Origin of the sequence: Burkholderia sp. AU15512 (assembly GCF_002223325.1) — a bacterium.
GTDB lineage: Bacteria > Pseudomonadota > Gammaproteobacteria > Burkholderiales > Burkholderiaceae > Burkholderia.
In genome coordinates this window covers 141,046-165,330 of sequence record NZ_NKEX01000006.1, presented here as the reverse complement: position 1 = coordinate 165,330, position 24,285 = coordinate 141,046, and the positions used below count along the sequence as shown (strand labels likewise).

The 24,285-nt window shown below is 68.2% G+C and carries 25 protein-coding genes and 1 pseudogene; 12 read left to right on the top strand and 14 right to left on the bottom strand.

Features of this window, described 5'->3' with window-relative positions; genetic code table 11:
• The first annotated feature begins 13 nt into the window (after positions 1–13).
• Positions 14–790 carry a 2-oxo-tetronate isomerase gene (gene otnI, locus CFB43_RS20075; RefSeq protein WP_089496278.1) on the top strand — a complete coding sequence of 259 codons (777 nt, stop codon included), beginning with the start codon at positions 14–16 and terminating at the stop codon, positions 788–790.
• Between the two features lie 28 nt (positions 791–818).
• Positions 819–1,790 carry a D-erythronate dehydrogenase gene (gene denD, locus CFB43_RS20070; RefSeq protein ID WP_089496277.1) on the top strand — a complete coding sequence of 324 codons (972 nt, stop codon included), beginning with the start codon at positions 819–821 and terminating at the stop codon, positions 1,788–1,790.
• 48 nt (positions 1,791–1,838) lie between these two features.
• Here denD and CFB43_RS20065 read toward each other — a convergent pair whose 3' ends face one another.
• From CFB43_RS20065 to CFB43_RS20055, 3 genes are all read right to left on the bottom strand, one after another.
• A complete protein-coding gene (locus CFB43_RS20065; protein WP_089496276.1) occupies positions 1,839–2,927 on the bottom strand; it encodes a lysylphosphatidylglycerol synthase domain-containing protein in 1,089 nt (362 codons plus the stop codon).
• Positions 2,924–4,093, bottom strand: coding sequence for a bacteriohopanetetrol glucosamine biosynthesis glycosyltransferase HpnI (gene hpnI, locus CFB43_RS20060; protein WP_089496275.1), 1,170 nt, complete (start codon positions 4,091–4,093; stop codon positions 2,924–2,926). Before hpnI ends, CFB43_RS20065 begins: the two co-directional genes overlap by 4 nt.
• A 63-nt stretch (positions 4,094–4,156) precedes the next feature.
• Complete coding sequence (locus tag CFB43_RS20055) at positions 4,157–4,507, bottom strand: hypothetical protein (RefSeq protein WP_089496274.1); 351 nt, start codon at positions 4,505–4,507, stop codon at positions 4,157–4,159.
• 189 nt (positions 4,508–4,696) lie between these two features.
• On the opposite strand from CFB43_RS20055, the gene CFB43_RS20050 reads away from it, so the two are divergent.
• Both CFB43_RS20050 and CFB43_RS38860 read left to right on the top strand, forming a co-directional pair.
• Entirely contained in the window at positions 4,697–5,224 is a 528-nt protein-coding gene (locus CFB43_RS20050; protein WP_089441696.1) for a cytochrome b, read from the top strand.
• Positions 5,221–5,346: a hypothetical protein gene (locus CFB43_RS38860; RefSeq protein ID WP_256990071.1), complete on the top strand. Its 126-nt coding sequence runs from the start codon at positions 5,221–5,223 to the stop codon at positions 5,344–5,346. The genes CFB43_RS20050 and CFB43_RS38860 overlap by 4 nt, the downstream gene beginning before the upstream one ends.
• A 144-nt stretch (positions 5,347–5,490) precedes the next feature.
• Here CFB43_RS38860 and CFB43_RS20045 read toward each other — a convergent pair whose 3' ends face one another.
• Both CFB43_RS20045 and CFB43_RS20040 read right to left on the bottom strand, forming a co-directional pair.
• Positions 5,491–5,766, bottom strand: coding sequence for a DUF4148 domain-containing protein (locus tag CFB43_RS20045; protein WP_089498082.1), 276 nt, complete (start codon positions 5,764–5,766; stop codon positions 5,491–5,493).
• Positions 5,767–5,846: 80 nt separating this feature from the next.
• Positions 5,847–6,191, bottom strand: a complete 345-nt coding sequence (locus CFB43_RS20040) for a DUF4148 domain-containing protein (protein WP_089496273.1) — start codon at positions 6,189–6,191, stop codon at positions 5,847–5,849.
• Positions 6,192–6,432: 241 nt separating this feature from the next.
• Here CFB43_RS20040 and CFB43_RS20035 point away from each other — a divergent pair, with 241 nt between their 5' ends.
• Positions 6,433–7,122: an aspartyl/asparaginyl beta-hydroxylase domain-containing protein gene (locus CFB43_RS20035; RefSeq protein WP_089496272.1), complete on the top strand. Its 690-nt coding sequence runs from the start codon at positions 6,433–6,435 to the stop codon at positions 7,120–7,122.
• A gap of 25 nt (positions 7,123–7,147) precedes the next feature.
• Here the strand turns inward: CFB43_RS20035 and CFB43_RS20030 are convergent, their stop codons facing one another.
• A complete protein-coding gene (locus tag CFB43_RS20030; RefSeq protein WP_089496271.1) occupies positions 7,148–8,104 on the bottom strand; it encodes a LysR substrate-binding domain-containing protein in 957 nt (318 codons plus the stop codon).
• Positions 8,105–8,184: 80 nt separating this feature from the next.
• Here CFB43_RS20030 and CFB43_RS20025 point away from each other — a divergent pair, with 80 nt between their 5' ends.
• On the top strand, positions 8,185–8,583 hold the full coding sequence (locus CFB43_RS20025) for a nuclear transport factor 2 family protein (protein ID WP_089496270.1): 399 nt from the start codon (positions 8,185–8,187) through the stop codon (positions 8,581–8,583).
• 64 nt (positions 8,584–8,647) lie between these two features.
• On the opposite strand, the gene CFB43_RS20020 is transcribed toward CFB43_RS20025, so the two are convergent.
• Entirely contained in the window at positions 8,648–9,151 is a 504-nt protein-coding gene (locus CFB43_RS20020; protein WP_226272403.1) for an ASCH domain-containing protein, read from the bottom strand.
• Positions 9,152–9,249: 98 nt separating this feature from the next.
• On the opposite strand from CFB43_RS20020, the gene CFB43_RS20015 reads away from it, so the two are divergent.
• Both CFB43_RS20015 and CFB43_RS20010 read left to right on the top strand, forming a co-directional pair.
• Positions 9,250–9,519, top strand: coding sequence for a MoaD/ThiS family protein (locus CFB43_RS20015; RefSeq protein WP_043180651.1), 270 nt, complete (start codon positions 9,250–9,252; stop codon positions 9,517–9,519).
• A 67-nt stretch (positions 9,520–9,586) separates the two neighbouring features.
• Positions 9,587–10,735 (top strand): WD40/YVTN/BNR-like repeat-containing protein, encoded by a 1,149-nt coding sequence (locus CFB43_RS20010; protein ID WP_089496268.1) that lies wholly within the window; start codon positions 9,587–9,589, stop codon positions 10,733–10,735.
• Between the two features lie 45 nt (positions 10,736–10,780).
• Here CFB43_RS20010 and CFB43_RS20005 read toward each other — a convergent pair whose 3' ends face one another.
• A complete protein-coding gene (locus tag CFB43_RS20005) occupies positions 10,781–11,707 on the bottom strand; it encodes a LysR substrate-binding domain-containing protein (protein ID WP_089496267.1) in 927 nt (308 codons plus the stop codon).
• 147 nt (positions 11,708–11,854) lie between these two features.
• Between CFB43_RS20005 and CFB43_RS20000 the strand changes: the two genes are divergently transcribed.
• The gene (locus CFB43_RS20000) at positions 11,855–12,280 is read left to right on the top strand and encodes a PACE efflux transporter (RefSeq protein ID WP_089429036.1); all 426 of its coding nucleotides are present in this window, start codon (positions 11,855–11,857) and stop codon (positions 12,278–12,280) included.
• Between the two features lie 9 nt (positions 12,281–12,289).
• Here the strand turns inward: CFB43_RS20000 and CFB43_RS19995 are convergent, their stop codons facing one another.
• The 5 genes and pseudogenes from CFB43_RS19995 to CFB43_RS19975 form a co-directional block, all read right to left on the bottom strand.
• Positions 12,290–12,916: a trimeric intracellular cation channel family protein gene (locus CFB43_RS19995; protein WP_089498081.1), complete on the bottom strand. Its 627-nt coding sequence runs from the start codon at positions 12,914–12,916 to the stop codon at positions 12,290–12,292.
• Positions 12,917–13,218: 302 nt separating this feature from the next.
• Complete coding sequence (locus CFB43_RS19990; RefSeq protein WP_011354069.1) at positions 13,219–14,166, bottom strand: choline ABC transporter substrate-binding protein; 948 nt, start codon at positions 14,164–14,166, stop codon at positions 13,219–13,221.
• A gap of 98 nt (positions 14,167–14,264) precedes the next feature.
• Positions 14,265–15,263, bottom strand: coding sequence for a GlxA family transcriptional regulator (locus tag CFB43_RS19985; RefSeq protein WP_011354068.1), 999 nt, complete (start codon positions 15,261–15,263; stop codon positions 14,265–14,267).
• Between the two features lie 105 nt (positions 15,264–15,368).
• Positions 15,369–16,265 carry a choline ABC transporter permease subunit gene (choW, locus tag CFB43_RS19980; RefSeq protein WP_060225978.1) on the bottom strand — a complete coding sequence of 299 codons (897 nt, stop codon included), beginning with the start codon at positions 16,263–16,265 and terminating at the stop codon, positions 15,369–15,371.
• Positions 16,258–17,546: pseudogene (locus tag CFB43_RS19975) on the bottom strand (quaternary amine ABC transporter ATP-binding protein); the annotation flags it as partial. The gene choW and the pseudogene CFB43_RS19975, both read right to left, overlap by 8 nt.
• A 485-nt stretch (positions 17,547–18,031) precedes the next feature.
• Between CFB43_RS19975 and CFB43_RS19965 the strand changes: the two are divergent.
• The 3 genes from CFB43_RS19965 to CFB43_RS19955 all read left to right on the top strand — a co-directional run bounded on the left by CFB43_RS19965 (position 18,032) and on the right by CFB43_RS19955 (position 23,538).
• Positions 18,032–21,415 carry a DUF2339 domain-containing protein gene (locus tag CFB43_RS19965; protein WP_089496265.1) on the top strand — a complete coding sequence of 1,128 codons (3,384 nt, stop codon included), beginning with the start codon at positions 18,032–18,034 and terminating at the stop codon, positions 21,413–21,415.
• Positions 21,412–22,755 carry a DUF3999 domain-containing protein gene (locus tag CFB43_RS19960; RefSeq protein ID WP_089496264.1) on the top strand — a complete coding sequence of 448 codons (1,344 nt, stop codon included), beginning with the start codon at positions 21,412–21,414 and terminating at the stop codon, positions 22,753–22,755. Before CFB43_RS19965 ends, CFB43_RS19960 begins: the two co-directional genes overlap by 4 nt.
• A 129-nt stretch (positions 22,756–22,884) precedes the next feature.
• On the top strand, positions 22,885–23,538 hold the full coding sequence (locus CFB43_RS19955) for a lytic transglycosylase domain-containing protein (protein WP_089496263.1): 654 nt from the start codon (positions 22,885–22,887) through the stop codon (positions 23,536–23,538).
• Positions 23,539–23,546: 8 nt separating this feature from the next.
• Here the strand turns inward: CFB43_RS19955 and CFB43_RS19950 are convergent, their stop codons facing one another.
• On the bottom strand, positions 23,547–24,245 hold the full coding sequence (locus CFB43_RS19950) for a response regulator (protein WP_089496262.1): 699 nt from the start codon (positions 24,243–24,245) through the stop codon (positions 23,547–23,549).
• Positions 24,246–24,285: the final 40 nt, after the last annotated feature.

Genomic DNA, 24,285 nt, shown 5'->3' with positions numbered 1-24,285 from the left:
AGGACCCGCTGCCATGCCACGCTTCGCCGCCAACCTCTCGATGATGTACACCGAGCACGCGTTCCTCGAACGCTTCGCCGCTGCCGCCTACGACGGCTTCAAGGCCGTCGAGTACCTGTTCCCGTACGACTTCGCCGCCGAGGACATCCGCGCGCGCCTCGATACGCACCACCTCGAACAGGCGCTGTTCAACGCGCCGCCCGGCGACTGGGCCGCGGGCGAACGCGGCACCGCATCGCTGCCGGGCCGCGAGGACGAGTTCCGGCGCGGCATCGACCAGGCGCTCGACTATGCGCGCGTGCTCGGCAACAGGAAGCTGCACGTGATGGCCGGCATGGTGCCGCCGGGCGCCGACCGCGCACGCCATCGCGACACCTACCTCGCGAACCTGCGGCATGCGACGCAGGCCGCCGCCGCGCACGGCATCACGATCCTGATCGAGCCGATCAACCAACGCGACATGCCCGGCTATTTCCTGAGCCGCCAGGACGACGCCCAGGCGATCTGCGCGGAAGTCGGCGCGCCGAACCTGAAGGTGCAGTTCGATTGCTACCACTGCCAGATCGTCGAAGGCGATCTCGCGATGAAGCTCAAGCGCGATTTCGCGGGCATCGGCCATATCCAGATCGCGGGCGTGCCCGAGCGCCACGAGCCGGATATCGGCGAACTCAACTACCCGTATCTGTTCGCGCTGATCGATGCGCTCGGCTACGACGGCTGGATCGGCTGCGAGTATCGCCCGAAGGCCGGCACGTCCGAAGGGCTCGGCTGGCTCAAGCCGTACCTGTAATTCCAGCATTCTTCCGAGGGTAAAGAACATGAAAGTACTGATCACCGGCGGCGCCGGCTTTCTCGGCCAGCGTCTCGCGCGCAAGCTGCTCGAGCGCGGCGAACTGACCGGCCCCGACGGCCGCAGCGAGAAGATCGACGAGCTGGTGCTGCTCGACGTCGTCGCGGGCAGCGATTTCGGCGACGCACGCGTGACGTCGATCGTCGGCGACATCGCCGAGCGCGCGGTGCTCGACCGCGCGATCGACACGCAGACCGGCGCGATCTTCCACCTCGCGGCGATCGTCAGCGGGCAGGCCGAAGCCGATTTCGATCTCGGCATGCGGATCAACCTCGACGCGTCGCGCACGCTGCTCGACGTGTGCCGCGCGCGCGGCCATCGGCCGCGCGTCGTGTTCACGAGCTCCGTCGCGGTCTATGGCGGCACGCTGCCGGACGTCGTGCAGGACGACACCGCGCTGAACCCGCAATCGTCGTATGGTGCCGAGAAGGCGATCGCCGAGCTGCTGCTGTGCGACTACGCGCGGCGCGGCTTCGTCGACGGCCGCGTGCTGCGGCTGCCGACGATCAGCGTGCGGCCGGGCCGACCGAACGCGGCTGCGTCGTCGTTCGCGAGCGGCATCATCCGCGAGCCGCTGAACGGCGAGGAAAGCGTGTGCCCGGTGCCGGGTTCGACGCGGCTGTGGCTGCTGTCGCCGCGCGGCGCGATCGAAGCGCTCGTCGCGGGCTGCGAGATCGACAGCGCGAAGCTCGGCAACAAACGGGTGATCAACCTGCCCGGCCTGTCGGTATCGGTCGACGAAATGATCGCGGCGCTGCGCGAAGTCGCGGGTGACGATGTCGTGAAGCTGATCCGCCATGTGCCGGACGAACGCGTCGAGAAGATCGTCGGCAGCTGGCCGGGCCGTTGGGATACGTCGCGCGCGGAAGCACTCGGGCTGACGGGCGATACGTCGTTCGCGGACGTGATCCGCAGCCATCTCGCCGACGAACGGCGCTGAGTCCCGCACGGCCCGCCGCGCGTGACGGGCAAGGGCCGCCCGGTCGCCTCAACGCGGCCGGGCCGATTCCCCGATGGGCAACGGCGCGCGTTTCGTTCCGCCCGGCCGCTTCGTCGAACCGGCCGCCCACTGCCATGCCAGCAGGCCCGGCAGATAGAACAGCAGGTCGCGCACACGGCGGGCGCCGGCCAGCGCGAGACAGGTCGGCGGGTCGAACCCGAGCAGCCCGCCGATCAGCACGAACCCGCCCTCCTGCACGCCGAGCCCGCCCGGCATCAGGAACGCGATGCTGCTCACGAGCTGGATCAGCGCCTCGATCGCGAGCGCCTGCGCGAACGTCGGCTCCGCGCCGAGGAAATACAGCGCGAGCCAGATTTCCAGTGCATAGCCGACGAACTGCAGCGTCTGCCAGATCACGAGATAACGCACGACGATGCCGGTCTTTCTCCAGATCATCCGGATCGACTGATCGGTGCGCGCCGATTCGCCGACCAGCGCCACCACCTTGCCGCTCGTGACGCGGTTGAGCACGCGCATCGCGCGTTCGAACGGCCGCGCGTGCTGCACCAGCGCGAACAGCAGCAGCACCGGCACCAGCGCGGCCATGCCGATCGCGAGGTTGCCGGCCACGCGCGCGGCACCGGACGACACGTGCTCGAGCACGTAGCCGATCGCGACCAGCGCGAACACCAGCTGGCTGATCAGCGTCAGCTGCATGTCGGCGACGAGGCTGGCGACGGCGGTCGCCGGCCGCACGCCCGCCTGCCGCAACAGGCCGAACGACACGATCTCGCCGCCGATCCGCGCGACCGGCAACAACCCGTTGATCGATTCGCGGATCCACACGAGTTTCAGCATCGTCGCGAACGACGGCCGGCGCGGGCCGCGGATCAGCATCCGCCAGTCCCACGCATTCGCGAGCATCGGCAGGATGTGCGCCAGCGCCGCGAGCAACAGCCCGGCCCCGGCGATCTGCAGGCGATGCAGGATGTCCAGCGGATGCTCGCGCCAGATCAGCCACACGGCGAGCGCGAGCCCGCCTAGCGCCGCCGCCTGCCCCACGTGGCGCAGCCGTGCGTCGCCCCGCGCGGCGTTGCGCTCCGCGGCATCGGCAGCGGGGTTCGTTGGGGTCGTCATGATTCGCTCGCGGGCGACAGCAGCCCTTCCCGGTCGACACGAAAACGCGTGCCGCGCCACACGACATGCGACGAGAAGAAGCTCGACACGAACACGAAGAACTGCAGGAGATCGACGAACGGCAGCCACAGCGCGCCGCGCAGGCCCGCGCCGGTCGCCCGGCTCGTGTTCAGCATCAGCAGCGCCCGCGCGCCCAGCGCCGCGACCGCCAGCCCGCACGCGACGGCCGTGCCGCCGGAGAACAGCAGCGCCAGCAGCGCGAGCGGCACCGGGTGCATCAGCACCGAGCCGGCGTGACCGAGCCGGTCCGCCGCGCGGATCGTGCAGCTCCAGCGCAATTCGTGCGCGTACAGCTTCGCGAACGTCTCCTCGACGCACGCATGCCCGACGACGAACGGCGGAATGACGACCTGCGCGCCCACCTGCCGCACCGCCTCGCCCAGCGCATGATCCTCGGCCAGGTGATGCGCGAAACGCGTGAGGCCGCCGATGCGTTCGAGCGTCGCGCGCGTGATCGCGATCGTCTGGCCGAAGCAGGGCCGTGCGCGCCCGATGAAGAGCCCGGTGATCACGCCCGGCAGGAAATGGTAGTTCGTCATCGCGACGGCGACGCCGGGCCAGAAGCCCGGCGAGGCGATGCCGCGATACACGCTCGTCACGATGCCGACCTCCGGCTGCTGCAGCGCACCGACGACGGCGCGCAAATAATCGCGCTCGACCCGCACGTCGCTGTCGGCGAGACAGAGCACCGAATACTCCGCGTGTTCGAGCATGTTCACGAGATTGGAAATCTTGCGGTTCGGCCCGTAGAGCCGCGCATCGGCGACGACCTTGATGTTCGCGTCGGGGTAGCGCGCCCGCAACGCCTCGACGGCCACGAGCGCCTTGTCGTTCGCATCGTGCACGCCGAACAGGTGCTGGACCGGCCCCGGATAATTCTGCACGAAGAAGCTTTCGAGATGCTGTACGAGTTGCCACTCGTCGCCGTGCAGCGGCTTCGCGACGGTGACGCCTGGATAATCGCGCGGCTCGGCCGCCGCCCGGGAAAAGAACCGGCCGACCAGCACGCTGGCCGTGATCGTGTAGGCAATGCCCAGTAATACGCCCAGCCCGCAGACGATCGACATTGCTCTGGCCAGCTCGCGCAGCACATGCAGCAAAACCATGCTTCTCCCCAGTGGTGACCCGTGCGACCACGGCACCCCGGGAGCCGCCGCGCGCACGCAGGGTCACCCGTGCACGCCGCCGTATCGATTCCCGTGGAGCCGGATGTGAAGGACGACCAAGCGACGATACGCGCAATCAGATGACACAACTACCGTGCGGTGATCGATTCCTGTCACGCGCACGTAGCCGCAGGCGAGCGCCGCGCGGAACGCGACGTCGGCAAGCTTGCGGGCCGAAAGGATCGCGGTGGCCAACGCGATGGCGACCCATATACGAAACGTCATCGTGGTGAAAAATGCTTCGGGCACGTGCCATGCAAGCAACGACACCAGCATGAAACACTGGATGAACACGCCGGCCAGCGCGGCGATCAGCAGGTGGGCACGCCATCGCTCGATCGTCGAAGGTGCCATGATGAAAGAGTCTCCCGTGCGGACGACCGCTATCGATCTGAAAGATTCGAAAGGTCGCGTGGGTCAGGATGAAGAAAAGCGACAGTCCAGCGGAGAACGATTGTGGCGACGCCCGCTTAACGTTTCGTTAAGAAAGCGAACGTAGAATCCACTCGACCGATATCGTCCCCGTCGTCCGCAGGAGTCTCCATGTCCACGCCCGCCCGATATGACACCGTTGCGCGCTTGCTTCACTGGCTGATCGTCGCGCTGGTCATCGCGCAATATGCGATCGGCTGGACGATGCCCGACGTGCATCGCGACACGCAGCCCATCGGCCTGATCGCCGCGCACCTCCTCGTGGGCACCGCGCTGCTCGCGGCGATGGCTTGCCGCGTGCTGTGGCGCGTGACGCATCGCCCGCCCGCGAGTGACCTGCCGCCCGCGATGCGCGCACTGTCGGGCGCGACGCATTTCGCGCTCTACGCACTGCTGATCGCGGTGCCGCTGCTCGGCTGGATCAACGCGTCGTCGCGCGCCTGGAGCGTGACGTTGCTCGGGATCGTGCCGTTGCCCGCGCTGTCGGCGGCCGGCTCCGCATTCGGCCACGCGATGGGCGACGTGCACGGCATCCTCGCGTGGGCACTGTTCGTCGGCATTTGCCTGCACGTGGCGGCCGCGCTCGCGCACCGCTTCGTGCTGCGCGATCAGGTCGTGCAGCGCATGATGCCCTGGTGATCGCCACGCTGGCGGCACCGCATGCCATCGCGCGCATGAGCCGGATTGCCGCCGATACCGATACCGTCTTCGTTCCGGTTCATCGCACGCCTGGCCAGCCGCTCATCGCACGCGGCCAATGAGATGATCGCGCCGCCGCGCGAAGCGGCGCGCGATGACGGGCAGCGCGGCCGGCGCCCTTCTGCCGCGTCGAGCGGCGCGAAGGGCTGCCGTACTGCCGTGCCGCGAACACGCCGGCCTGAAGTCGCACAAGACCATGTCGACACCTAGTTGCTGGTCTGCGCCGGCATACCGGAGGCCGGTGCGTGCGCGGCGGCTGCCGCCATCCGGGCCCGGTCCTGCTCGGCAAGCTTCGCTTCCGCCGCCTGGATGTCCGCCGGATACTCGCCGTCGTCTCCCTTCGCCGGGTCGTACCCGGCCGCTTCCAGACGCATCAATTCGTCGCGAACCTGCGCACGCGTCAGCGGCGCGGCCGATTGCGCGAAGGCCGACTGACCGACGATCGCGCCGATCATCATCAGTACTGCGATATATGTTTTCATCATGAACTCCTTCAATGTTCCGTATCGATCAACCGTGTTGAATCCCTCGAATGCCTGACCTGCGAACGCAGGCGGCTGCGTCAGCTTCCGAAATAGACCGCGCAGAAGCTCGCGGGGCCGACGCATGCGGCGGAACCCTGGCGCGGCGACATCGTCGCCGGCCTGCCCGCGTCGGATGACGCGGCCGGATCGCGACCGACCGCCGTGCTGGCCTGATGCGCCGGCACCTGTTCGGCCTGCCGCTGGAACAGCGGGCTCACGTCCGGATACGACGTATCGGTCACGAAGCGCAGCCCGTTGTTTTCGGCGTCGATCAGTTCCTGCCTGACCTGCGCGCGCGTCAGTTCCTGTGCCGACGCTTGCGTCGCGATACCCGCGAGAGAAATCGCCGCCACCGCGGCGGCCACCAGCCAATGCGTGTTCATGTTCCACTCCTTGAGAAGTCAACGAGACGATGTGCTACACCCGTATGACGACGGAGCACGTGCGTTTATTCCCGCGCGTCGCGCGACTCGGATCACACGGCTTCTCCGGCGCCGGGCGCCCGGGAGGGACGTTCATGCAACTGTCATTCTTTCGTCAGCCGGCGTAACCTGACGTAACGCAGCGCCCGCCGCGCTTCGGGCAGACTGACGTCACCCCTTACGGATCGCCCTTCGATCGATCATGTCCGTCGTTTACGACTATGCCGCCGGCTTGCTGCGCACGCTGTACGACCGCCATATCGACGGCGGCGCGGTGCTCGATCCGGCCGCGTTTCCCGACGCCGAGCGTTTCGTCCGGGCGTGGACCGACATCCAGGCTGAGGCATTCGCCGTGGCGCGCGACATGCCGCGCATCCCGCGCTTTCACGAGATCATGCGCGAGCAGTACGACATCTCGGCCAACGATGCACGCGACTGGCGGATGTTCATCATGCAGGCGTACGGCCAGCCGTTCCCGCGCAACCTGTCGCGCTGCCCGACCGTCGCGTCGATCGTCGCGGCATCGCCGGACGTGCTGTCCGCATCGCTGTCGTTCCTCGCGCCCGGCAAGCACATTCCACCGCATCGCGGGCCGTTTCGCGGCATCCTGCGCGGCTATCTGGTGCTGTCGATGCCGACGCGCGCGGACGGTACGCCGGCCGCCGTGCTGAAGGTCGACGGCCACGAATACCGGCTCGAGGAAGGACGTTTCCTGCTGTGGGACGACACGTTCATGCACGAGGTGTGGAACGACAGCGACGCTGTGCGGATCGTGCTGCTGCTCGATATCCGCCGGCGCGGAATGCCGCGCCTGCTCACGTGGCTGTCGAATGCGGTGATTGGCGTCGTGCGGATCGGGATCAGGATGCGCGGGCGATCGATTCCGGTTTAGCGCGTGTGAGGGGCGTGGCTTCCCGTCACGCCATGCGCGGCGAATCGTCCTGTGCCAGCTCCGTCAGGATCGACGTCAGCGCGCGTATCTTGGGCTGCATCGCACGCGGCGACGGGTACACGAGGAAATAGCCGAGACCGTTGTCCACGACGTCGCCAAAGGGGGCAACCAGCGACCCGGCCGCGAGCCGGTCCCGGGCCATGCGCGGGTCACCGATCGCCACGCCGTGCCCCCGCTCGGCGGCGGTGAGCGTCAATTCGAGCGTGTCCAGTACGAGCCCGGTTTCCGGGTCGACCTGCGTCGCGCCGACGGCCGCGAGCCAGCAGCGCCACTCGTCGTGCCCGGGGGCGGGATGAAGCAACGTGGCCTGCGCAAGGTCGGCGATCGATCTCAATGAAGCGGCCAGCGTGACGGTGCACATCGGTGTCAGCCGCTCTGCAAAGAGCGGAACCGACACCATGCCGGCCCAGTGCCCGGCGCCTCGTACGACGATCGCGTCGACGTCGGTTCCGGCGAAATCCGGCGTGTCGTCCGCCGACGTCTGGATACGCAGCTCGGTCCGCGGGAGTGCGCGATTGATCGCCGGAAGACGCGGCAGCAGCCAGCGGATCGCGAAGGTCGACGGCAACCGCAGCGTGAGAACCGGCGCGACGCCGCTATGCGCCTCCGCGTGGCGTGCCAGTTGCGTCAGGACGTCGACCGCCACCGTCAGCAACGCGCCGCCTTCCGCAGTCAGTGTCAGCCCCGACGCATGACGCACGAACAGCGCGCACCCGTAATGCACTTCCAGTTGCTGCACCTGACGACTCACCGCACCCTGGGTCCGGCAAAGATGATCGGCGGCACGGCTGAAGCTGCCGAGTTCGGCCGCGGCAACGAAGGCCTGGAACGCCGTCAACGGCGGCAGCGCCCGCGTGAGTTCGGCCAGTGGGTATGCACGGGCCGCATGCCCGGGTTGCGGATTTTTCGATTGTTCGGACATCTGTGCATCGCTATCGTGGTTGCGCCGGCTCCGCCTCACCTGTCGCGGCCCGGCTCGTCAACAACCAGCGGAGAAAGAGAATGGACCCATCGTCGAAGGCACTATACACGCGGCAGGTCGACACCTACCTGAAGGCGCTCGAGGGCGGCGACGTCGCCGCGATCTGCGCATTGTTCACGCCGGATGCGCGGATTTTTTCGCCGTTTCTCGGCTGGATGCAGCCGACACCGTTCTTCGAAAAGGTCGTTGCGGCATCCGGACAAAGCCGCATCACGGCGATCGACATCTGTGTCAGTGCGACCGGCGCACGACGGGCAATCGGTTACTTCGTGTACGACTGGGGGCTGAAGGACGGCTCGGCGGTGCAGTTCGAATGCGTCGACGTGTTCGAATTCAACGAAAGCGGACTCGTCGAGCGCATGGTCATCGTCTATGACACGCATCCGATCAGGGCGGCGGTGGGTGACAAGTACGCGTAGTACGACTGCACGATATCTGTCCGGCAAACCTCACCAATGGCTCCGTCGTTCCCGGGCACGGGAGTCAGGATGCATGACGCTGCGGGGTCTCCAGTGCATAGACCCCTCGTTTCGCTGCACATCGGAATGGCGGATCGATCGCCCGCACGTTCGTCAGTTCCCAGCACACGTATCCGGCACACCATTGCTTGCCTTGCGCGCGGGCTTCATCCGGCGTCCAGTCGTGTACCCCCACGACGTCGACCAGCGCGAGCGCGATCCCGTCAGGGTCCTCCTGTCCGTCCTCTCGCAGGAAGATCGTGTTCTGCACCAGCACGAGATCACGCAACGGTATGACCGGCGGCGCCCACGACCGGATTTCGATCCGCTTGCGGCCCGCGACGATATCGTCGACGGCGGGTTTGACGATCGACAGCGCGGATCGAGGCATGGCACGTATTTCCTTCATCGGCCAATGGAAAGCGTACGACTGACGGTCGGCATGGCGGTCGATTCCTGTATGCGATGACGATCCGGCAAGGATTGTTGCCGATTCGCCGGAACGTGTCGACCCGGCCGGATCGGACACGCCGGCGCACCGCGACTACGCGATGCCGGCTTTCCGCCCCCGACGGATCGCCTAAACTACAGACCGTCCCCTCAGCGAGGCTCCTGCCAGCCACCGCCATGGCGCACCTCTTCTTCGCCGCCTCGATCCAGCGGCATATCGAAACGCCCGAGCGCGAAATCGACGCCCACTCGGTCGGCGAAGCATTCGACACCGTTTTCGGCGAGCAGCCGCGGCTGCGCGGCTACATCCTCGACGACCAGGGTGCGCTGCGCAAACACCTGTCGGTATTCATCGACGGCCAGCCGATCCGCGACCGGCAACACCTGTCCGATGTGCTCGGCGACGCCAGCCGGGTCTATGTCGTACAGGCGTTGACGGGCGGATAAGGGGACGTATGCACCAGCACCGACCGCGCACACCTACGTCAGGCCCGCCCATCAGGAGACATCTCACATGAACGATCGACTGCTCGTCGCCACCCGCAAGGGCCTGTTCGTCCTGCAGGCCGACGGCCACGGCGGCTGGACGCTCGGTGAGCCGCACTTCGCCGGCGAGCCGGTCAGCATGGCGCTCACCGACCCGCGCGACGGCACGCTGTATGCAGCGCTCAATCTTGGCCATTTCGGCGTGAAGCTGCATCGCCTGCGCGCCGGCGCCACCGACTGGGAAGAATGCGCGGTTCCCGTCTATCCGCCGCAACCCGCCGACGCCCCACCCGCCGGCGCCAGCGTGAATGCCGGCACCGGCGACGACGACGACGCGCCACCCGGCCCGCCGCAGCCGCCATGGACGCTCCAGCAGATCTGGTCGCTCGAAGCCGGCGGCGCCGACGAACCGGGCGTGCTGTGGGCCGGCACGATTCCCGGCGGCCTGTTCCGCTCCGACGACGGCGGCAGTTCCTGGGTGCTCAACCGGGCACTGTGGGATCGCCCGGAGCGCGCCGAATGGGGCGGCGGCGGATACGATGCGCCGGGCATCCATTCGGTGATGGTCGATCCGCGTGACAGCCGGCACGTGATGGTCGGCATCTCGTGCGGCGGCGTCTGGCAGACAGCCGACGGCGGCGCGACGTGGCGCGTGACCGCCGACGGCATGGAAGCCGACTACATGCCGCCCGAACGACGCGGTGAGCCCAACGCGCAGGACCCGCATCGCGTCGTGCAGTGCGCGGCCAACCCGGACGTGCTGTGGACGCAGCATCACTGCGCGATCTTCCGCTCGACCGACGGCGCCGAACACTGGCGGCGCATCGAGGCGCAGCCTTCGAGCTTCGGCTTCGCGGTAGCCGTGCACCCGCATGAACCGGACACCGCGTGGTTCGTGCCGGCCGTGAAGGACGCGTGCCGGATTCCGGTGAACGGCCGGTTCGTCGTCACGCGCACGCGCGACGGCGGGCGCAGTTTCGAGCAATTCGCGAACGGGCTGCCGAGTGCGCCGGCGTACGACCTCGTGTATCGGCACGGGCTCGCGATCGATGACACCGGCACGCGCCTCGCGATGGGATCGACCACCGGCGGGTTATGGACGTCCAGCGACGGCGGCGAAAACTGGCAACTGGTGTCTGCGCATTTGCCGCCGGTTTATTGCGTCAGGTTCGGGTGACGGTGGGTGGGCGGGTCGGTTCGCATCCGGCCCGCTCGGCCCGCTTTACCGCTCAACGCCCGCCATCCGCCCCACCGCCTCCCGTGTCTGCGCAATCTCCGCTTCGAGCCAGTCGAGAAACGACCTGACCTGCGGCTCCCGCTCCCGCCCGGGCCGGCACAGCGCGACAAAACGCGCGCCGTCGATCCGCACCGAAGGCTCGATCGGCGTCAATGCCCCATGCGCGACATGCTCGGCAGCCAGCACGGAGCTGAGCAACGCGATGCCCTGCCCGTGCAGCACCGCCTGCAACGCGTAATGCTCGTCGTCGTAGTGACGAAACACCGCGCGCTCGAGCCACGCGTCGCGGCCGGCCGCGCGACACCACGACACCCAGTCGACCGACACCGGCAGCGGCGTATCCCACACGGTCTCGATCAGGTCGAGCGGCTCGTCCGTGCAATGCGCGTCGAACCCGGCAGCCGCATACGCGCCGAAATACTCGTCGATCAGCGCAATCTCGTGCAGCGCCGGAAACGTGCGCGACGTCGCGCGAATCGCAAGATCGATCCGCGCATCGCGCTCGAGATCTGCGAGCATGTTGCCGGTTTCGACCTTGATGTGCAGTTGCGGATCGATGCGACGAAACCGGCCGAGGCGCGGAATCAGCCACATTGCGGCGAACGCGGGCGTGGTGGTCAGCACGAGCGTGCGCTCGCCGGCCGCCTCGGGCCGCACCGCGTCGAGCCCGCGGCTCAATGCGAGCAGTGCATCGTGACTCGCGCGAAACAGGCGTTCGCCCTCGTCCGTGAGCCGCACGCCGCTCGCGCCGCGCTCGAACAGCAGCACGCCGAGCCGGCTTTCAAGCGACTTGATCTGATGCGACACGGCGGCCGGCGTCACGGACAGTTCGTCCGCGGCAGCCTTGAACGCGCCGAGCCGTGCCGACGACTCGAATACACGCAATGCGGTCAGGGGGATTTTCGAGAACACGGGGCCTCGCGGGCCGGCTCGGGCCGGGTTGAATTCAATTGAATCCGGGTGAGATTAGGTGAATTGAAGCGGGCGTGCAACGCGGATAGCCTTGCGGGACGTCGCGGTACGGTGCCGCGGCGAGTGACGTCCCACCGGAGCAACAACGTGCAAGGCCTACCGCGCAGGATCACGCAAGCGGTGCTCTACGAAGCGATCGCGATTTCCTGCATCTCGCCCGTGATCGCGGCGATCTTCAAGCAGGACCTCGTCTATTCGGGCGCGCTGTCGGCGACGATGTCGGCGATCGCGATGCTGTGGAACATGATCTTCAACGCGCTGTTCGAGCGCTGGGAAGCGTCGCGTCGTCAGCCGACGCGTACGCTCGGGCGGCGGATTCTGCATGCGACCGGATTCGAAGGCGGGCTGATCTTCATCCTGGTGCCCGTCGTGGCGGGGTGGCTCGATATCTCGTGGCTCGACGCGTTCGTCGTCGACATTGGGCTGTTCGCGTTCTTCTTCTGTTACGCGTTCGTGTTCCAGTGGGCATTCGATCGGGTGTTCGACGTGCCGGCGGCGACGAAGGGGCAATGAGCCGAACGCTCACGCCCCGGCGGCAATTTTTGGTAATTGCCAGCCGAATCGTACCGCCACCATCCGCAGCGCAAAGCAGGCGGCGCCGCCGAGCACGGCCGCGACGACCGGCGGACAACCGAGCCGCCGGCACGACACGACAACGACCGCGCCAAGCAGCGCCGCGCTCGCATAAATGTCCGTGACCAGGACGACCGGGATCCGCGCGAGCAGCACGTCGCGCACGACACCGCCGCCGCAACCGGTCACGGCACCCATCAGCGTCGCAATGAATGGATGAACCCGGAATTCGAGCGCCTTCACCGCGCCCGCGACCGCGAACAACGCAAGGCCGGCCGCATCGAGCGACGTGAGCATCGACGGCGAGAACTCGGCCACCCGCGCATGAAAGACGAACGCGAACAGCCCTGACGCGAACGCAAGCGCCGGATAGCGCCAGTCGCTCACGGCGCTCGGCGGCCGAGCGCCGATCAGCAGATCCCGGATCACGCCGCCGCCGAGCGCGACGACGAGCGACAACACCATGACCCCGAACAGGTCGAGTCCGGCACCGATCGCCGCATTGGCGCCCTCGATTGCGAACACCGCCGTGCCCGCGAGATCGGCGGCCAGCACCACTTGCTCGATGCGCTTCATGCGCGTGAATGGCCGCAGTGCGGCATCGTCCGGCTGCAGCCTGCGTCGCGACAAGCCGACCCGCCGTTCGGCCTCGGCCGCCTGCCGGTCACCTGTCGCCATCCGGATACCTCAAGCGCACTGCGTATCATGACCGCCTCCTCGATCGGAATCGGGCAGTCTAGCGCATCGACCGCTCACGGTCGGGCCGCGCATGAAGCCGAATGCAAAAAGCCGGCGGCAGCAGGATGTATACCCTGCTTCCGCCGGCTCGACCGCACGCCGGGCCTCCGGTCAGGACCGCTAAGCCCCGCGCACCTCGCTCAATGCACGCCGAGATAAGCCTTCACCGCCGGCAGGCCCGGCTTGCCGTCGAGCGTCGTCACGCCGGCGAGCCACTTGTCGAGCGCCTGCGGGTTCGCCTTCAGCCACTCGGCTGCCGCCTTGTTCGGGTCTTCCTTGTTCATGATCGGCATCATCACGTGGTTCTCGATCGACGTCGTGAACTGCAGGTTCGACACGAACTTCGCGACGTTCGGGCAGCGCTGCGCGTAGTCGGGCGGCGTCGCCGTCAGCACCTTCGCTTCGCCGTAGTTCGGGCCGAACACGTCGTCGCCGCCGGTCAGGTAGTCGATCTTCATCTGCACGTTCATCGGATGCGGCTCCCAGCCGAGGAACACGATCCACTGCTTGTCGCGGATCGCGCGATTCACCTCGACCAGCATCCCGGCCTCGCTCGACTCGACCATCTTGAACTTGCCGAGGCCGAACTGGTTGCCGTCGATCATCTTCTTGATCAGCAGGTTGCCGTCGTTGCCCGGTTCGATCCCGTAGATCTTGCCGTTCAGCTTGTCCGCGTACTTTTGAATATCCGCGAACGACTTCAGGCCGCCCTGGTACACGTAGTCGGGCACCGCGAGCGTGTATTTCGCACCGGTCAGGTTCGGCGTCGACAGCACCTTGATCTGGCCGGCCTTCGTGAACGGCTGGATGATCGGGTCCATCGTCGGCGACCAGTAGCCGAGGAACACGTCGATCTGCTTGCTCTTGATGCCGGCGAACGTGATCGGCACCGAGGCGATCGTCTTCGTCGGGCTGTAGCCGAGCCCCTGCAGCATCGTCGATGCGAGGCCCGTGGTCGCCGCGATGTCGGACCAGCCGACGTCCGCGAAGCGCACGTTCTTGCACACGGGCGGATCGGCCGCATACACGGCCGACATCGGCGCGGTTATCCCGATCCCGCACACCGCTGCGATCAATAGGCGCTTCATCTTGCTTCTCCTCAAAGTGATGTCGTTTGCTTGAATGCGGGATCGTTTATTGAAGCCGCGCGCCGCGATCCCGGCAGCGTCGCGGACCATTGGGTCGGTCAGCGCCCCGGCAACCGGCGCTCGTAGCTCGGCGCGTGGCCGAACTGCGCACGATAGGCCTTGCTGAAATGGCAGGGCGAATGAAAGCCGCAGACCGTCGTCACGCGTGCGATCGACGCGTCGGTCGTGCGCAGCAGGTCGCGCGCGCGCTTCAGGCGCAGCGTCAGGTAATAGTGGGTCGGCGACACGTTCAGGTACACCTTGAACATGCGCTGCAGGTGCCGCTGCGACAGCCGCACGAGCCGTGCGAGTTCCTCGAGCGACAGCGGCTCCTCGATGTTCGCCTCCATCAGCCGCACGACCTCGATCAGCTCCGCGCGCGAGAAGCCGACGCGCGCATCGACCGGAATCGGCTGCGTGTCGGTCGAGCTGCGGATGCGCTCCAGGATGAACTGCTCGGATACCTGCGCGGCCAGTTGCTGGCCGAAGCGCATCCCGACGAGATTCAGCATCAGGTCGAGCGGTGCGGTGCCGCCGGTGCAGGTCAGCCGGTCGCGATCGACGACGAACAGTTCGTCGGCGAAACCCACTTGCGGAAACTCGGCATGCAGCGCGGACAGGTTCTCCCAGTGCACGGTGCAGCGATAGCCGTCGAGCAGCCCGCTCGACATCAGCGCATACGCGCCCGTGCAGATGCCGCCGAGCGGCAGGCCACGTTCGGCGAGCGCCGCGAGCGTATCGCGCGCGCCTTCGTCGACCACGTCGCGGATGCGGATGCCGCCGCATACGATCATCACGTCGGGCAGGTTCGTGTAGTCGAGCGCCTGCGTGGGCCGTACCGCAATGCCGTTGCTGGCGTGAACCGGACTGCCGTCGAGCGAATAGATCGACCACTGGTAGTGATCGGCACGCCCGACGTAGTTCGCCATCCGAAGCACTTCGACGGCGCTCGAGAACGCGATCATCGAAAAGTTCGGCAGCGTCAGGAAGCCGAAATGGGCGAGCGATGAAACCGGTGAAACGCAGGCTGCGGGCGCGACAGCGACGGCGGACGTCACATCGGTCTCCTGGCGAGGAGGTTGCAGGGGGCCAGCCCCGCGGCCGAAACCGCGGAAGCCGTTATTCATTCAGGGTGAGCGGCCGGGGGTGCCGGCCGCCGGAGGTCAGGCCTGCGCGGGCGAGGCCTTCACGCGAAACAGCTGCTTGAGACCCGAGAACAGCGGCGCCTTCACGGTGCCCGGCGCACGGCCGAAGCTTTCGGTGATGCGGTCGAGAATGATCGCGAGCAGCACGACCGACAGACCGCTTTCGAAACCGAGGCCGATGTCGAGGCGCTGGATACTGGCGAGCACGTCGTTGCCCAGGCCGCCCGCACCCACCATCGACGCGATGATCACCATCGACAGCGCCATCATGATCGTCTGGTTCACGCCCTGCATGATCGACGGCAGCGCATTCGGGAACTGCACCTTGTACAGCAGCTGCCACGGCGTGCAGCCGAAGGCCTGGCCGGCTTCGACGATCTCGCGGTTCACGTGGCGGATGCCGAGGCTCGTCAGGCGCACCGCCGGCGGCATCGCGAAGATCACCGTCGACAGGATCCCCGGCACGCGGCCGAGACCGAACAGCATCGCGGCCGGAATCAGGTAGACGAACGCGGGCATCGTCTGCATCAGGTCGAGGATCGGGCGCACGATCGCGGCAACCCACTTGCTCTTCGCGGCCCAGATGCCGAGCGGGATGCCGAGCACGAGGCTGATGATCGTCGACGACAGCGTGAGGCCGAGCGTGATGACCGTCTGGTCCCAGAAGCCCGTCGCGAAGATCAGCAGCAGCGACAGCGTCGTGAACAGCGCGAAGCGCCAGCCCACCCGCCACAGCCCGACGCCGATGAAGATGGCCATCATCAGCCACATCGGGATCGCCTGCAGGCCGTGCTCGACGAATGCCGCGAGCCCCTCGATCGCCTGGCCGATCGCGTCGAACGTCTTGGCGTCGTGGTCGAGCAGGTAGTGAACGGACTGGTCGACCCAGGTACCGAGCGGAATCATTTCAGACATGGGAACCTCGCGAACGCGTGATGGCCTTCAGGATGAGCGCACGATCGACCGAGCCGCAGTAGCAGCCGTCGTCGTCGACGACCGGCAGCGCATTCGGGCTCGCGACCACACGCGCGACGACATGTTCGAGCGACGCGTCGCGCCGGATGGATTCGATCGGGCTCACGGACGGCGTCGCCTGGCCGATCGCTTCGCGCGTGACGAAGCCGCGGATCTTGCGTTGCGCATCGAGCACGAACGCATAGTCGGCACTGCCGTTCAGCGTCGCCGCGACGTTCGCGGCATCGCACTTCGACACGATCGGCACGGCGCCCGTCTGCATCAGGTCGCCGGCGGTCAGGTAGCGGCTGGTGTCGATGCCGTCGAAGAACGCGCGCACGTAATCGTCGGCCGGGTTCGCGATGATGTCCTGCGGCGTGCCGACCTGCACGAGCCGGCCACCTTCCATGATCGCGATACGGTTGCCGATGCGCAGCGCTTCTTCCAGATCGTGCGACACGAACATGATCGTGCGGCGTTGTTCCTTCTGCAGTTGCAGCAGCACATCCTGCATTTCCCGGCGCTTGAGCGGATCGAGCGCGGAGAACGCCTCGTCCATGATCATCAGCGACGGGTTCACGGCCAGCGCGCGTGCAAGGCCGACGCGCTGCTGCATGCCGCCCGACAGCTCGGACGGCAGCTTGTGCGAGAACGGGGCGAGGCCGACCTGCTCGAGCACTTCCATCGCGCGGCGCTCGCGCTCCTTCTTGCCGACGCCCGCGACTTCCAGGCCGAACGCGGCGTTCGACACCACGGAGCGATGCGGCATCAGCGCGAACGACTGGAACACCATGCTCATGTCCTTGCGGCGCAGCGCGGTCAGCGCCGAGCGGCGCGCCGACGCGACGTCGAGCCCGTCGATCATCACCTTGCCGGCGCTGGGATCGACCAGCCGGTTCACGAGGCGGATCAGCGTGGACTTGCCGGAACCGGACAGGCCCATCAGCACGAAAATTTCGCCTTCCTGCACATCGAAGGAGACGTTGTGCACGCCGACGACCTGGCCGGTGCGCTTGAGCACCTCGTCCTTCGTCGCGCCGGCGGCGAGCATGTCGAGCGCCTGCTGCGGGTTGCTTCCAAATACCTTGCACAGACCTTCGACCACGACCTTGGGGGCATCCATCGAAACCTTCTCCTCGTGTAGCGGGGACTCGCGCTTGTCTTAGCGTGCCTACATAGTTGCCAGAAAAAACCCCGACCTGCCGACGAATTACGACAAACGCTTGCGCAAATACGACACGGCTGCCAGCCCCGCCGGGCGGGCCGCGGCACGCGGCGGCCCCCGATTGCGGCGGCGCAATACGCGCACGGCCAGCAACGGCGGGCATCGCGCGTCGGACTTGTGCGCAGCAGCGCGGCGCGGATCGCGTCGCGCGTTGCGCCAATTCGCATCGGACACGCGTCGCTTTACGACAATTTCACGTCCGATCACGCGCCGATCTGCTCAGACGAAAGCGCCTCGCCTCCACCAATAAAAAGCATGACCGTGCAAAAAGCCGCGCGGCGACACCGGACGGTGCACGCCGCGATACCGCGCCAACCCGGAAAATCCCCGACAGCCGCTGTGATACATTCCCCGCCAACAGGCTGATCGCGACGCAGGCCGCCACGCGGCCACCGTGGTCAGCAGCGCATGCCGGTTCGCCTGCCGGCCATGCCGATACCGCCTCGATCGGCGAACATCCGATCGCAGGCCGATAACGATACGAGAGAGGGAGCAAGGCGAGATGAACTGGGCTTTTACCGCAATCGGCTTCATCGTGGGCGGGATTGCCGCATTGATCGGGGATGTCTCCGCCATCACCGGCGCAGTGCTCGGCGCCGCGATCGGGTTCTGCCTCGACAACACGCTGCAACAGCGCAAGCGCAAGAACAAAGGCACGGCCCCCGATGCGTTCGCGATGCAGGCACCGCCCGCCCAGCCGCCGGTTCCCCTGGCCGAGCGCGTCGCGCGCCTCGAGGCGACCGTCGAGACGCTGACGCGCGAAGTCGCGTCGTTGCGCGGCCAGCTGGCCGGCGCGAAGGCCGGCTCGGCCGCGACTGACGCGACCGCGTACACGCCCGCCGGAGCCGCCTCCGCCTCTGCCTCGGCAGCCCTGCCACCGCGCGCGCCTGCCCAGCCGGCCGCCGCACGCGCGGACGCACCGGCATCCGCCTCGGCACCGGCTCCCAGCCCCGTTCGCGCCGCCACGCCGGCACCGACACCGGCCGCCGCGATCCGCGCGAGCGCAACCCCTGCCGCCCCGGCGCCCGCACCGTCGGCGCCCCCCGCGCCGCCCAAACCGCGCGAACCCGACTTCGTCGAGCGCGCATTCCGCGCCGCGCGCGACTGGCTGCTCGGCGGCAACACGGTCGTGCGCGTCGGGATCATCGTGCTGTTCTTCGGCGTCGCGTTCCTGCTCAAGTACGCGGCCGACAACAACATGCTGCCGATCGAATTCCGCCTCGCCGGCACCGCGCTGGCCGCGGCCGCGCTGCTCGCGATCGGCTGGCGCGTGCGCGCGCGCCGAGCGGCGTACGGGCTCGTGCTGCAGGGCGGCGGCGTCGGCATCCTGTACCTGACGATCTTCGCCGCGACCAAGCTTTACGCGTTGCTGCCCGTCGGCGCCGCATTCCCGCTGATGGTGGCCGTGTGCGCACTGAGCGCGTTCCTCGCGGTACGGCAGAACGCGCTGCCGCTCGCGTTCATGGGCACCGCGGGCGGCTTTCTCGCGCCGGTGCTGCTGTCGACCGGCCAGGGCAACCATGTCGCGCTGTTCAGCTACTACGCGCTGCTGAACGCGGGCATCTTCGCGATCGCCTGGTTCAAGGCCTGGCGTCCGCTGAACCTGCTCGGCTTCGTCTTCACGTTCACGATCGGCTCGGCATGGGGCGTGACGGCCTACCGCCCCGCACTGTTCGCGAGCACCGAGCCGTTCCTCGTCCTGTTCTTCCTGATGTACGTCGGCATCGCGCTGCTGTATGCGGTGAAGCGCGAGCTCACGCTGCGGCACTACGTGGACGGCACGCTCGTGTTCGGCACGCCGATCGTCGCGACCGCGCTGCAGGCGTCGCTCGTGAAGGACATGCCGTTCGGGCTCGCGTGGAGCGCCGTCGCGCTGTCGGCGTTCTACGTCGTGGTCACCGCGTGGCTCGCGCGACGCCGCGACCGCCTCGCGCTGCTGTTCGAATCCACGCTCGCGCTCGCGGTGATCTTCGCGACGCTGGCCGTGCCGCTCGCGTTCTCCGGTCCGACGACCAGCGCCGCGTGGGCGATCGAAGGCGCGGCCGTCGTCTGGCTCGGCGTGCGCGAGAAGCGCATGCTGCGCTTCGGTTTCGGGCTGCTGATGCAGGTTGCCGCGGCCGGCGCGTTCTTCACGAGCCTGCTCGGGCCGGCCGACGCCACCGCGCTGCCGGTGCTCAACAGCCCCTACATCGCGATGCTGCTGATCGCGCTCGCCGGCCTGTTCACCGGCTGGTGGCTGCACGGGCGCAGCGAAGCGCGCGCGTGGCATGCGTGGATGCCCGAGATCGGCGCCGCGGCCGCCGCATGGGGGCTGCTGTGGTGGGTGAGCGGCGGCCTGCACGAGATCCTCGTCTACGCGAGCCGTCACGTCGACCTGCATGCCGACCGCTTCGTCGTCGATACGACCGCACTGTTCGCGGCCGGCACCGCGTGGCTCGCGCACGTCGCGCGCCGCCGGCTGGCGTGGCCGCTCGCCGAATGGCCGGCGCTCGCGCTGACGCCGGTGCTGGCGCTGCTCGCGCTGCGTGCGTTCGATGCGCACGAAGCGCCGCTGTCGGGGATGGGCGCATTCGCGTGGCCCATCGCCGTCGGCGCAGGCCTTGCGCTGCTGTGGCGTCAGTCGCGCGGCACGGCAGGCGTCGATGCCGCACCAGGCTCGGCCCACGGCATCGCGCTATCCCTCTCCGCAGGCATCATCGCGCCGCTGCATACGCTGATGTTCTGGACCGTATGCGGGCTGCTGTCGCTCGAAGGCTTCTGGCGCCTGCGTGCGTACGTGCCCGAAGGCGCGTGGAGCTGGAGCGCGTGGGCCTATGGCTTCGGTGCGCTGCTCCTGCTGGTGTCCGGCCCCGGCTCGCGGCTGCGCTGGCCCGTCGCGGCGTTTCCGCGCGCGTACCAGGTGTGGGGCGCGGCGCCGCTCGCGGCGTTGCTGTGGTTGTGGAGCATCGCCAGCGTGATCAGCGACGGCAACGCGGCGCCGCTCTTCTGGCTGCCGCTGCTCAACCCGCTCGACATCGCGCAGTTCCTCGTGTTCGTCGCGTTCGCCGTGTGGCTGCGCCGCCTGCGGACGCTCGGCATCGCGTGGCATCCACGCGTCGTCGACTACGCGGCCATCGCGACCGTGTTCCTGTGGTTCAACGCACTGATGCTGCGCACGCTGCATCAGCGCTTCCACCTGGCCTACGACATCGACACCGTGCTGTCGTCGTTCGGCATCCAGCAGGTGTTCATGGTCGGCTGGAGCCTGTTCGCGTTCGCCGGGATGTGGCTGACGCGTCGCGACGGCATCGCCCGCATGTGCGCGCTCGCGTCGCTGCCGCTGATCGTCGTGATGTGGGTATGGACCTTCTACGCGAACTTCACGCAGGACGGCGGAAGCTGGGCACGCGTACCGCTCTTCAACCCGCTCGACCTCGTGCTCGCGGTGGTCTATGCGCTCGCCGCATCGTGGTTCGTGCGCGCACGCAAGCTCGGCTGGTCGTTCGGCAAGTATCGCGTCGAGCTGCTGAGCGCGGCCGGCGCGACCGCGTTCCTGTGGCTGAACGCGATCCTGCTGCGCACGTTGCATCACTGGGCCGGCGTGCCGTACGAACTCGGCGCGATGGCGGAATCGACACTGGTGCAGGCGTCGGTGTCCGTGTACTGGACGCTCTGCGCGCTCGCGATCACGATCTGGGCCACGCGCCGCGGGCTGCGTCCGCTGTGGTTCGTCGGCGCCGCGCTGCTCGCGCTCACGGTCGTCAAGCTGTTCCTGTTCGACCTGTCGCACGTGTCCGGCATCGAGCGCATCGTGTCGTTCATCGGCATCGGCGTGCTGCTGCTGTTGATCGGGTATTTCTCGCCGCTGCCGCCGAAGGCCGCCGCGCAACAGGACGACCACGCATGAAACGACTCGCCGCCCTGCTCGGACTGAGCCTGCTCGCGTCGTTCGCGGCGGCCGACGGGCGCGTCGCGCAGCGCTTCTCGCTCGACCTCGACGGCGCCGCCGCGTATTACCAGCTCACCGTGCCGCAGCCGGTCTATGCGGCGAGCCGGCGCAACGATCTCGGCGACGTGCGCATCTTCAACGGCGCAGGCGAGCCGGTGCCGTATTCGCTCGACGCCCCCGCGGCTGCCGCGCCCGCCGTCCCGCCGAAGCGCACGCCCGTGCACTGGTTTGCGCTGCCGCCCGCCCGCGCCGACAAGGGCAACCCGCCGCTCGGCGTGACGGTCGGCCCGGACGGCGCGCTGCGCGCGGGCGTCGCCGCACCGGTGCGCGCGAAGCACGGCGCGGATCTCGTCGACCTGTCGCATGCGGACGGCGAGATCGACGCGCTGCTCGTGCACGTGAGCGACGACAGCTACCAGGGGCGTGTCGCCATCGAAGCCAGCGACGACCTGCGCAGCTGGCGGTCGCTCGGCAGCACGCAACTGCTGAAGGTGGGCCACGGCGACGCGATGCTGGTGCAGGAACGCATCGCACTCGAAGGCGCGGCGCCGCGCTACCTGCGGCTCGACTGGCTCGACGGCGCACCCGCGATCGCGTCGATCGACGTCGAAACGCACCCGCGCGACACGCGCGAGACCGACACCGCGTCCGTGCCGCGCCAATGGCGCGACGCGGTGCGCGTGCGGGCCGGCGGTGCCCCCGGCGAATACCTGTTCGACACCGACGGCGCGTATCCGGTCGACCGCGTGCGCATCGACCTGCCGCAGCCGAACACCGTCGCGCGCGCGACGCTGCAGAGCCGCGCCGACCCGCAGGCGCCGTGGCGCGACGTCGCGGGCGCCGTGCTGTTCCGGCTGCAGGGCAAGGCCGGCGAGCAGCGCAATCCGCCGCTCGAATTCGCGGCGAATACGGATCGCGCGTGGCGGATCGTCGTCGACATGCGCAATGGCGGATTCGGCGGCGGCCAGCCGGCCGTCGCGATCGGCTGGCATCCGGCGGCGCTGACGTTCGTCGCGCGCGGCACGCCGCCGTTTACGCTCGGCGTCGGCGACGCGTCGCTCGTGTCGTCGGCCGTGAGCCGCGACGCACTGCTGGTGGGCATGGCGCCCGAAGTGCGGCCCGCGCGGGTCGGCGCGGCGCTGCCTGTGTCGGCGGTGGCGCCGGCGCCGGCCGCCGATACGGATGCCCCGCGCCGCTACGTGCTGTGGGGCGCGCTGGTCGTCGCGGTCGGCGTGCTCGGCACGATTGCGTGGCGCCTCGCGAAAGGCGGCGGCGATACGCGCGGCCACGACGGTTGACGCCGCGCAGCCATGCACACCACCCGTTCACCCGTCTTTACGCGCCGTTTATCTCGCGCGCCGGTTTCTTTCGACGGTCGCAATGCATAACTGCGTACAGTCGTCGCATCGGAACCACGATGCGACGACATGCAGGAAACCTATCCATCGTATGACCGGCCGGTGCCGCGCACACGCGTGCGCCCGGCCCTGCGGCTGAAGCGGCTTTTGCTGCTCTTCCCGATCGTGCTGCCGCTGTCGATCGCATGGCCCGCGCATGCCGACGACACGCCCGCAGCGCCGATCACCGCCGCCAGCACGCCCGAACCCTCGCTTCCCCCGACCCTCGACACGATCGTCACCGCGCTGCGCAACCGCTTTCACCTCGCATACGCCGACGCGCGCACGATCGCGCGCGCGGTGCAGACCGAATCGGATCGCTACGGGCTTGCACCGGCGCTGCTGCTCGCGATCATCGCGGTCGAGTCGGGTTTCGATCGCCACGCAGTCAGTGTCGCCGGCGCGCGCGGGTTGATGCAGGTGATGCCCACCGCCCATCGCGATCTCGTCGCGCATGTGAAGGATCTCTCCGATCCGGCCACCAACGTGCGGATCGGCGCCGCGATCCTCCGCGGCTATCTCGACGATGCGGACGGCGACGTCGAAACCGCGCTCGTGCGCTACAACGGCGGCACGAAGCGCTATGCGCAGCGAGTCGCGCTGCGCGTGCAGCAATTCGATGCGCAGTTGCGTCGTTCGAACGGCGCGGCGAGCGACGCGCTGCGGACGGCCGCGAACCCCTGAGCGCGGCGCTACCGCGCGCCGTCGAGCCGGTAGCCGGCGCCCGTCTCCGTGACGATGTACGCGGGCCGCCGCGAGTCGCATTCCAGCTTGCGCCGCAGATGGCCGACATACACACGCAGGTCGTGCGCATCCTTGCCGTGCGCCGCGCCCCACACCTCGCTCAGCAGGCGGTCGTGCGTCAGCAGCCGGCCCGCGTGATGCGCGAGCGCGGCCAGCAGCCGGAATTCGATCGGGCTCAGATGCACGCGCGCCCCGCCGCGCAGCACCTGGCGATCGCCGAGATCGACGGTCACGTCGCCGAAGCGCACGCATACCGCATCGATGCGCCCGCCGCCCGCTTGCCGCCGCAGGTGCGCACGCATCCGCGCGATCAGCTCGGCGGCACCGAACGGCTTGGTCACGTAATCGTCCGCCCCCGCATCGAGCGCGGCCACCTTGTCGCGTTCCGCGCTCAGCGCCGACAGCACGATCAGCGGCGCGGCCGAGCACGCGCGCAGTGCACGGATCAGGTCGGTGCCGCCAAGGTCGCGCAGGTTCGTGTCCGCGACGATCAGGTCGGGACGTCGCACGCCGACGGCCGCCACGCCCGCCGCACCGGTCGCGGCCTCGAAGACATGCATGTGTTCGGCCTTCAGCGCGACACGGACGAAACGCCGGATGAGCCTGTCTTCGTCGACGATCACGATGACGATGCCCGGTTCGCTCATCCGGCAGCGCCTTCGTCCGGTGCGTGATGCGCGCCCATGC

Excerpts from the sequence above, each read along its gene's own strand:
- choW (WP_060225978.1), bottom strand. The coding sequence starts at position 16,265 with ATGTCTGAAATGATTCCGCTCGGTACCTGGGTCGACCAGTCCGTTCAC.
- CFB43_RS19995 (WP_089498081.1), bottom strand. The coding sequence starts at position 12,916 with ATGAAGCGCATCGAGCAAGTGGTGCTGGCCGCCGATCTCGCGGGCACG.
- CFB43_RS20035 (WP_089496272.1), top strand. The coding sequence starts at position 6,433 with ATGTCCGTCGTTTACGACTATGCCGCCGGCTTGCTGCGCACGCTGTAC.
- hpnI (WP_089496275.1), bottom strand. The coding sequence starts at position 4,093 with ATGGTTTTGCTGCATGTGCTGCGCGAGCTGGCCAGAGCAATGTCGATC.
- CFB43_RS20010 (WP_089496268.1), top strand. The coding sequence starts at position 9,587 with ATGAACGATCGACTGCTCGTCGCCACCCGCAAGGGCCTGTTCGTCCTG.
- CFB43_RS19950 (WP_089496262.1), bottom strand. The coding sequence starts at position 24,245 with ATGAGCGAACCGGGCATCGTCATCGTGATCGTCGACGAAGACAGGCTC.
- CFB43_RS20030 (WP_089496271.1), bottom strand. The coding sequence starts at position 8,104 with ATGTCCGAACAATCGAAAAATCCGCAACCCGGGCATGCGGCCCGTGCA.
- CFB43_RS19960 (WP_089496264.1), top strand. The coding sequence starts at position 21,412 with ATGAAACGACTCGCCGCCCTGCTCGGACTGAGCCTGCTCGCGTCGTTC.
- CFB43_RS19965 (WP_089496265.1), top strand. The coding sequence starts at position 18,032 with ATGAACTGGGCTTTTACCGCAATCGGCTTCATCGTGGGCGGGATTGCC.
- CFB43_RS19990 (WP_011354069.1), bottom strand. The coding sequence starts at position 14,166 with ATGAAGCGCCTATTGATCGCAGCGGTGTGCGGGATCGGGATAACCGCG.
- CFB43_RS20015 (WP_043180651.1), top strand. The coding sequence starts at position 9,250 with ATGGCGCACCTCTTCTTCGCCGCCTCGATCCAGCGGCATATCGAAACG.
- CFB43_RS20055 (WP_089496274.1), bottom strand. The coding sequence starts at position 4,507 with ATGGCACCTTCGACGATCGAGCGATGGCGTGCCCACCTGCTGATCGCC.
- CFB43_RS20040 (WP_089496273.1), bottom strand. The coding sequence starts at position 6,191 with ATGAACACGCATTGGCTGGTGGCCGCCGCGGTGGCGGCGATTTCTCTC.
- CFB43_RS19955 (WP_089496263.1), top strand. The coding sequence starts at position 22,885 with ATGCAGGAAACCTATCCATCGTATGACCGGCCGGTGCCGCGCACACGC.
- CFB43_RS20025 (WP_089496270.1), top strand. The coding sequence starts at position 8,185 with ATGGACCCATCGTCGAAGGCACTATACACGCGGCAGGTCGACACCTAC.
- CFB43_RS20065 (WP_089496276.1), bottom strand. The coding sequence starts at position 2,927 with ATGACGACCCCAACGAACCCCGCTGCCGATGCCGCGGAGCGCAACGCC.
- CFB43_RS20045 (WP_089498082.1), bottom strand. The coding sequence starts at position 5,766 with ATGAAAACATATATCGCAGTACTGATGATGATCGGCGCGATCGTCGGT.
- otnI (WP_089496278.1), top strand. The coding sequence starts at position 14 with ATGCCACGCTTCGCCGCCAACCTCTCGATGATGTACACCGAGCACGCG.
- denD (WP_089496277.1), top strand. The coding sequence starts at position 819 with ATGAAAGTACTGATCACCGGCGGCGCCGGCTTTCTCGGCCAGCGTCTC.
- CFB43_RS20050 (WP_089441696.1), top strand. The coding sequence starts at position 4,697 with ATGTCCACGCCCGCCCGATATGACACCGTTGCGCGCTTGCTTCACTGG.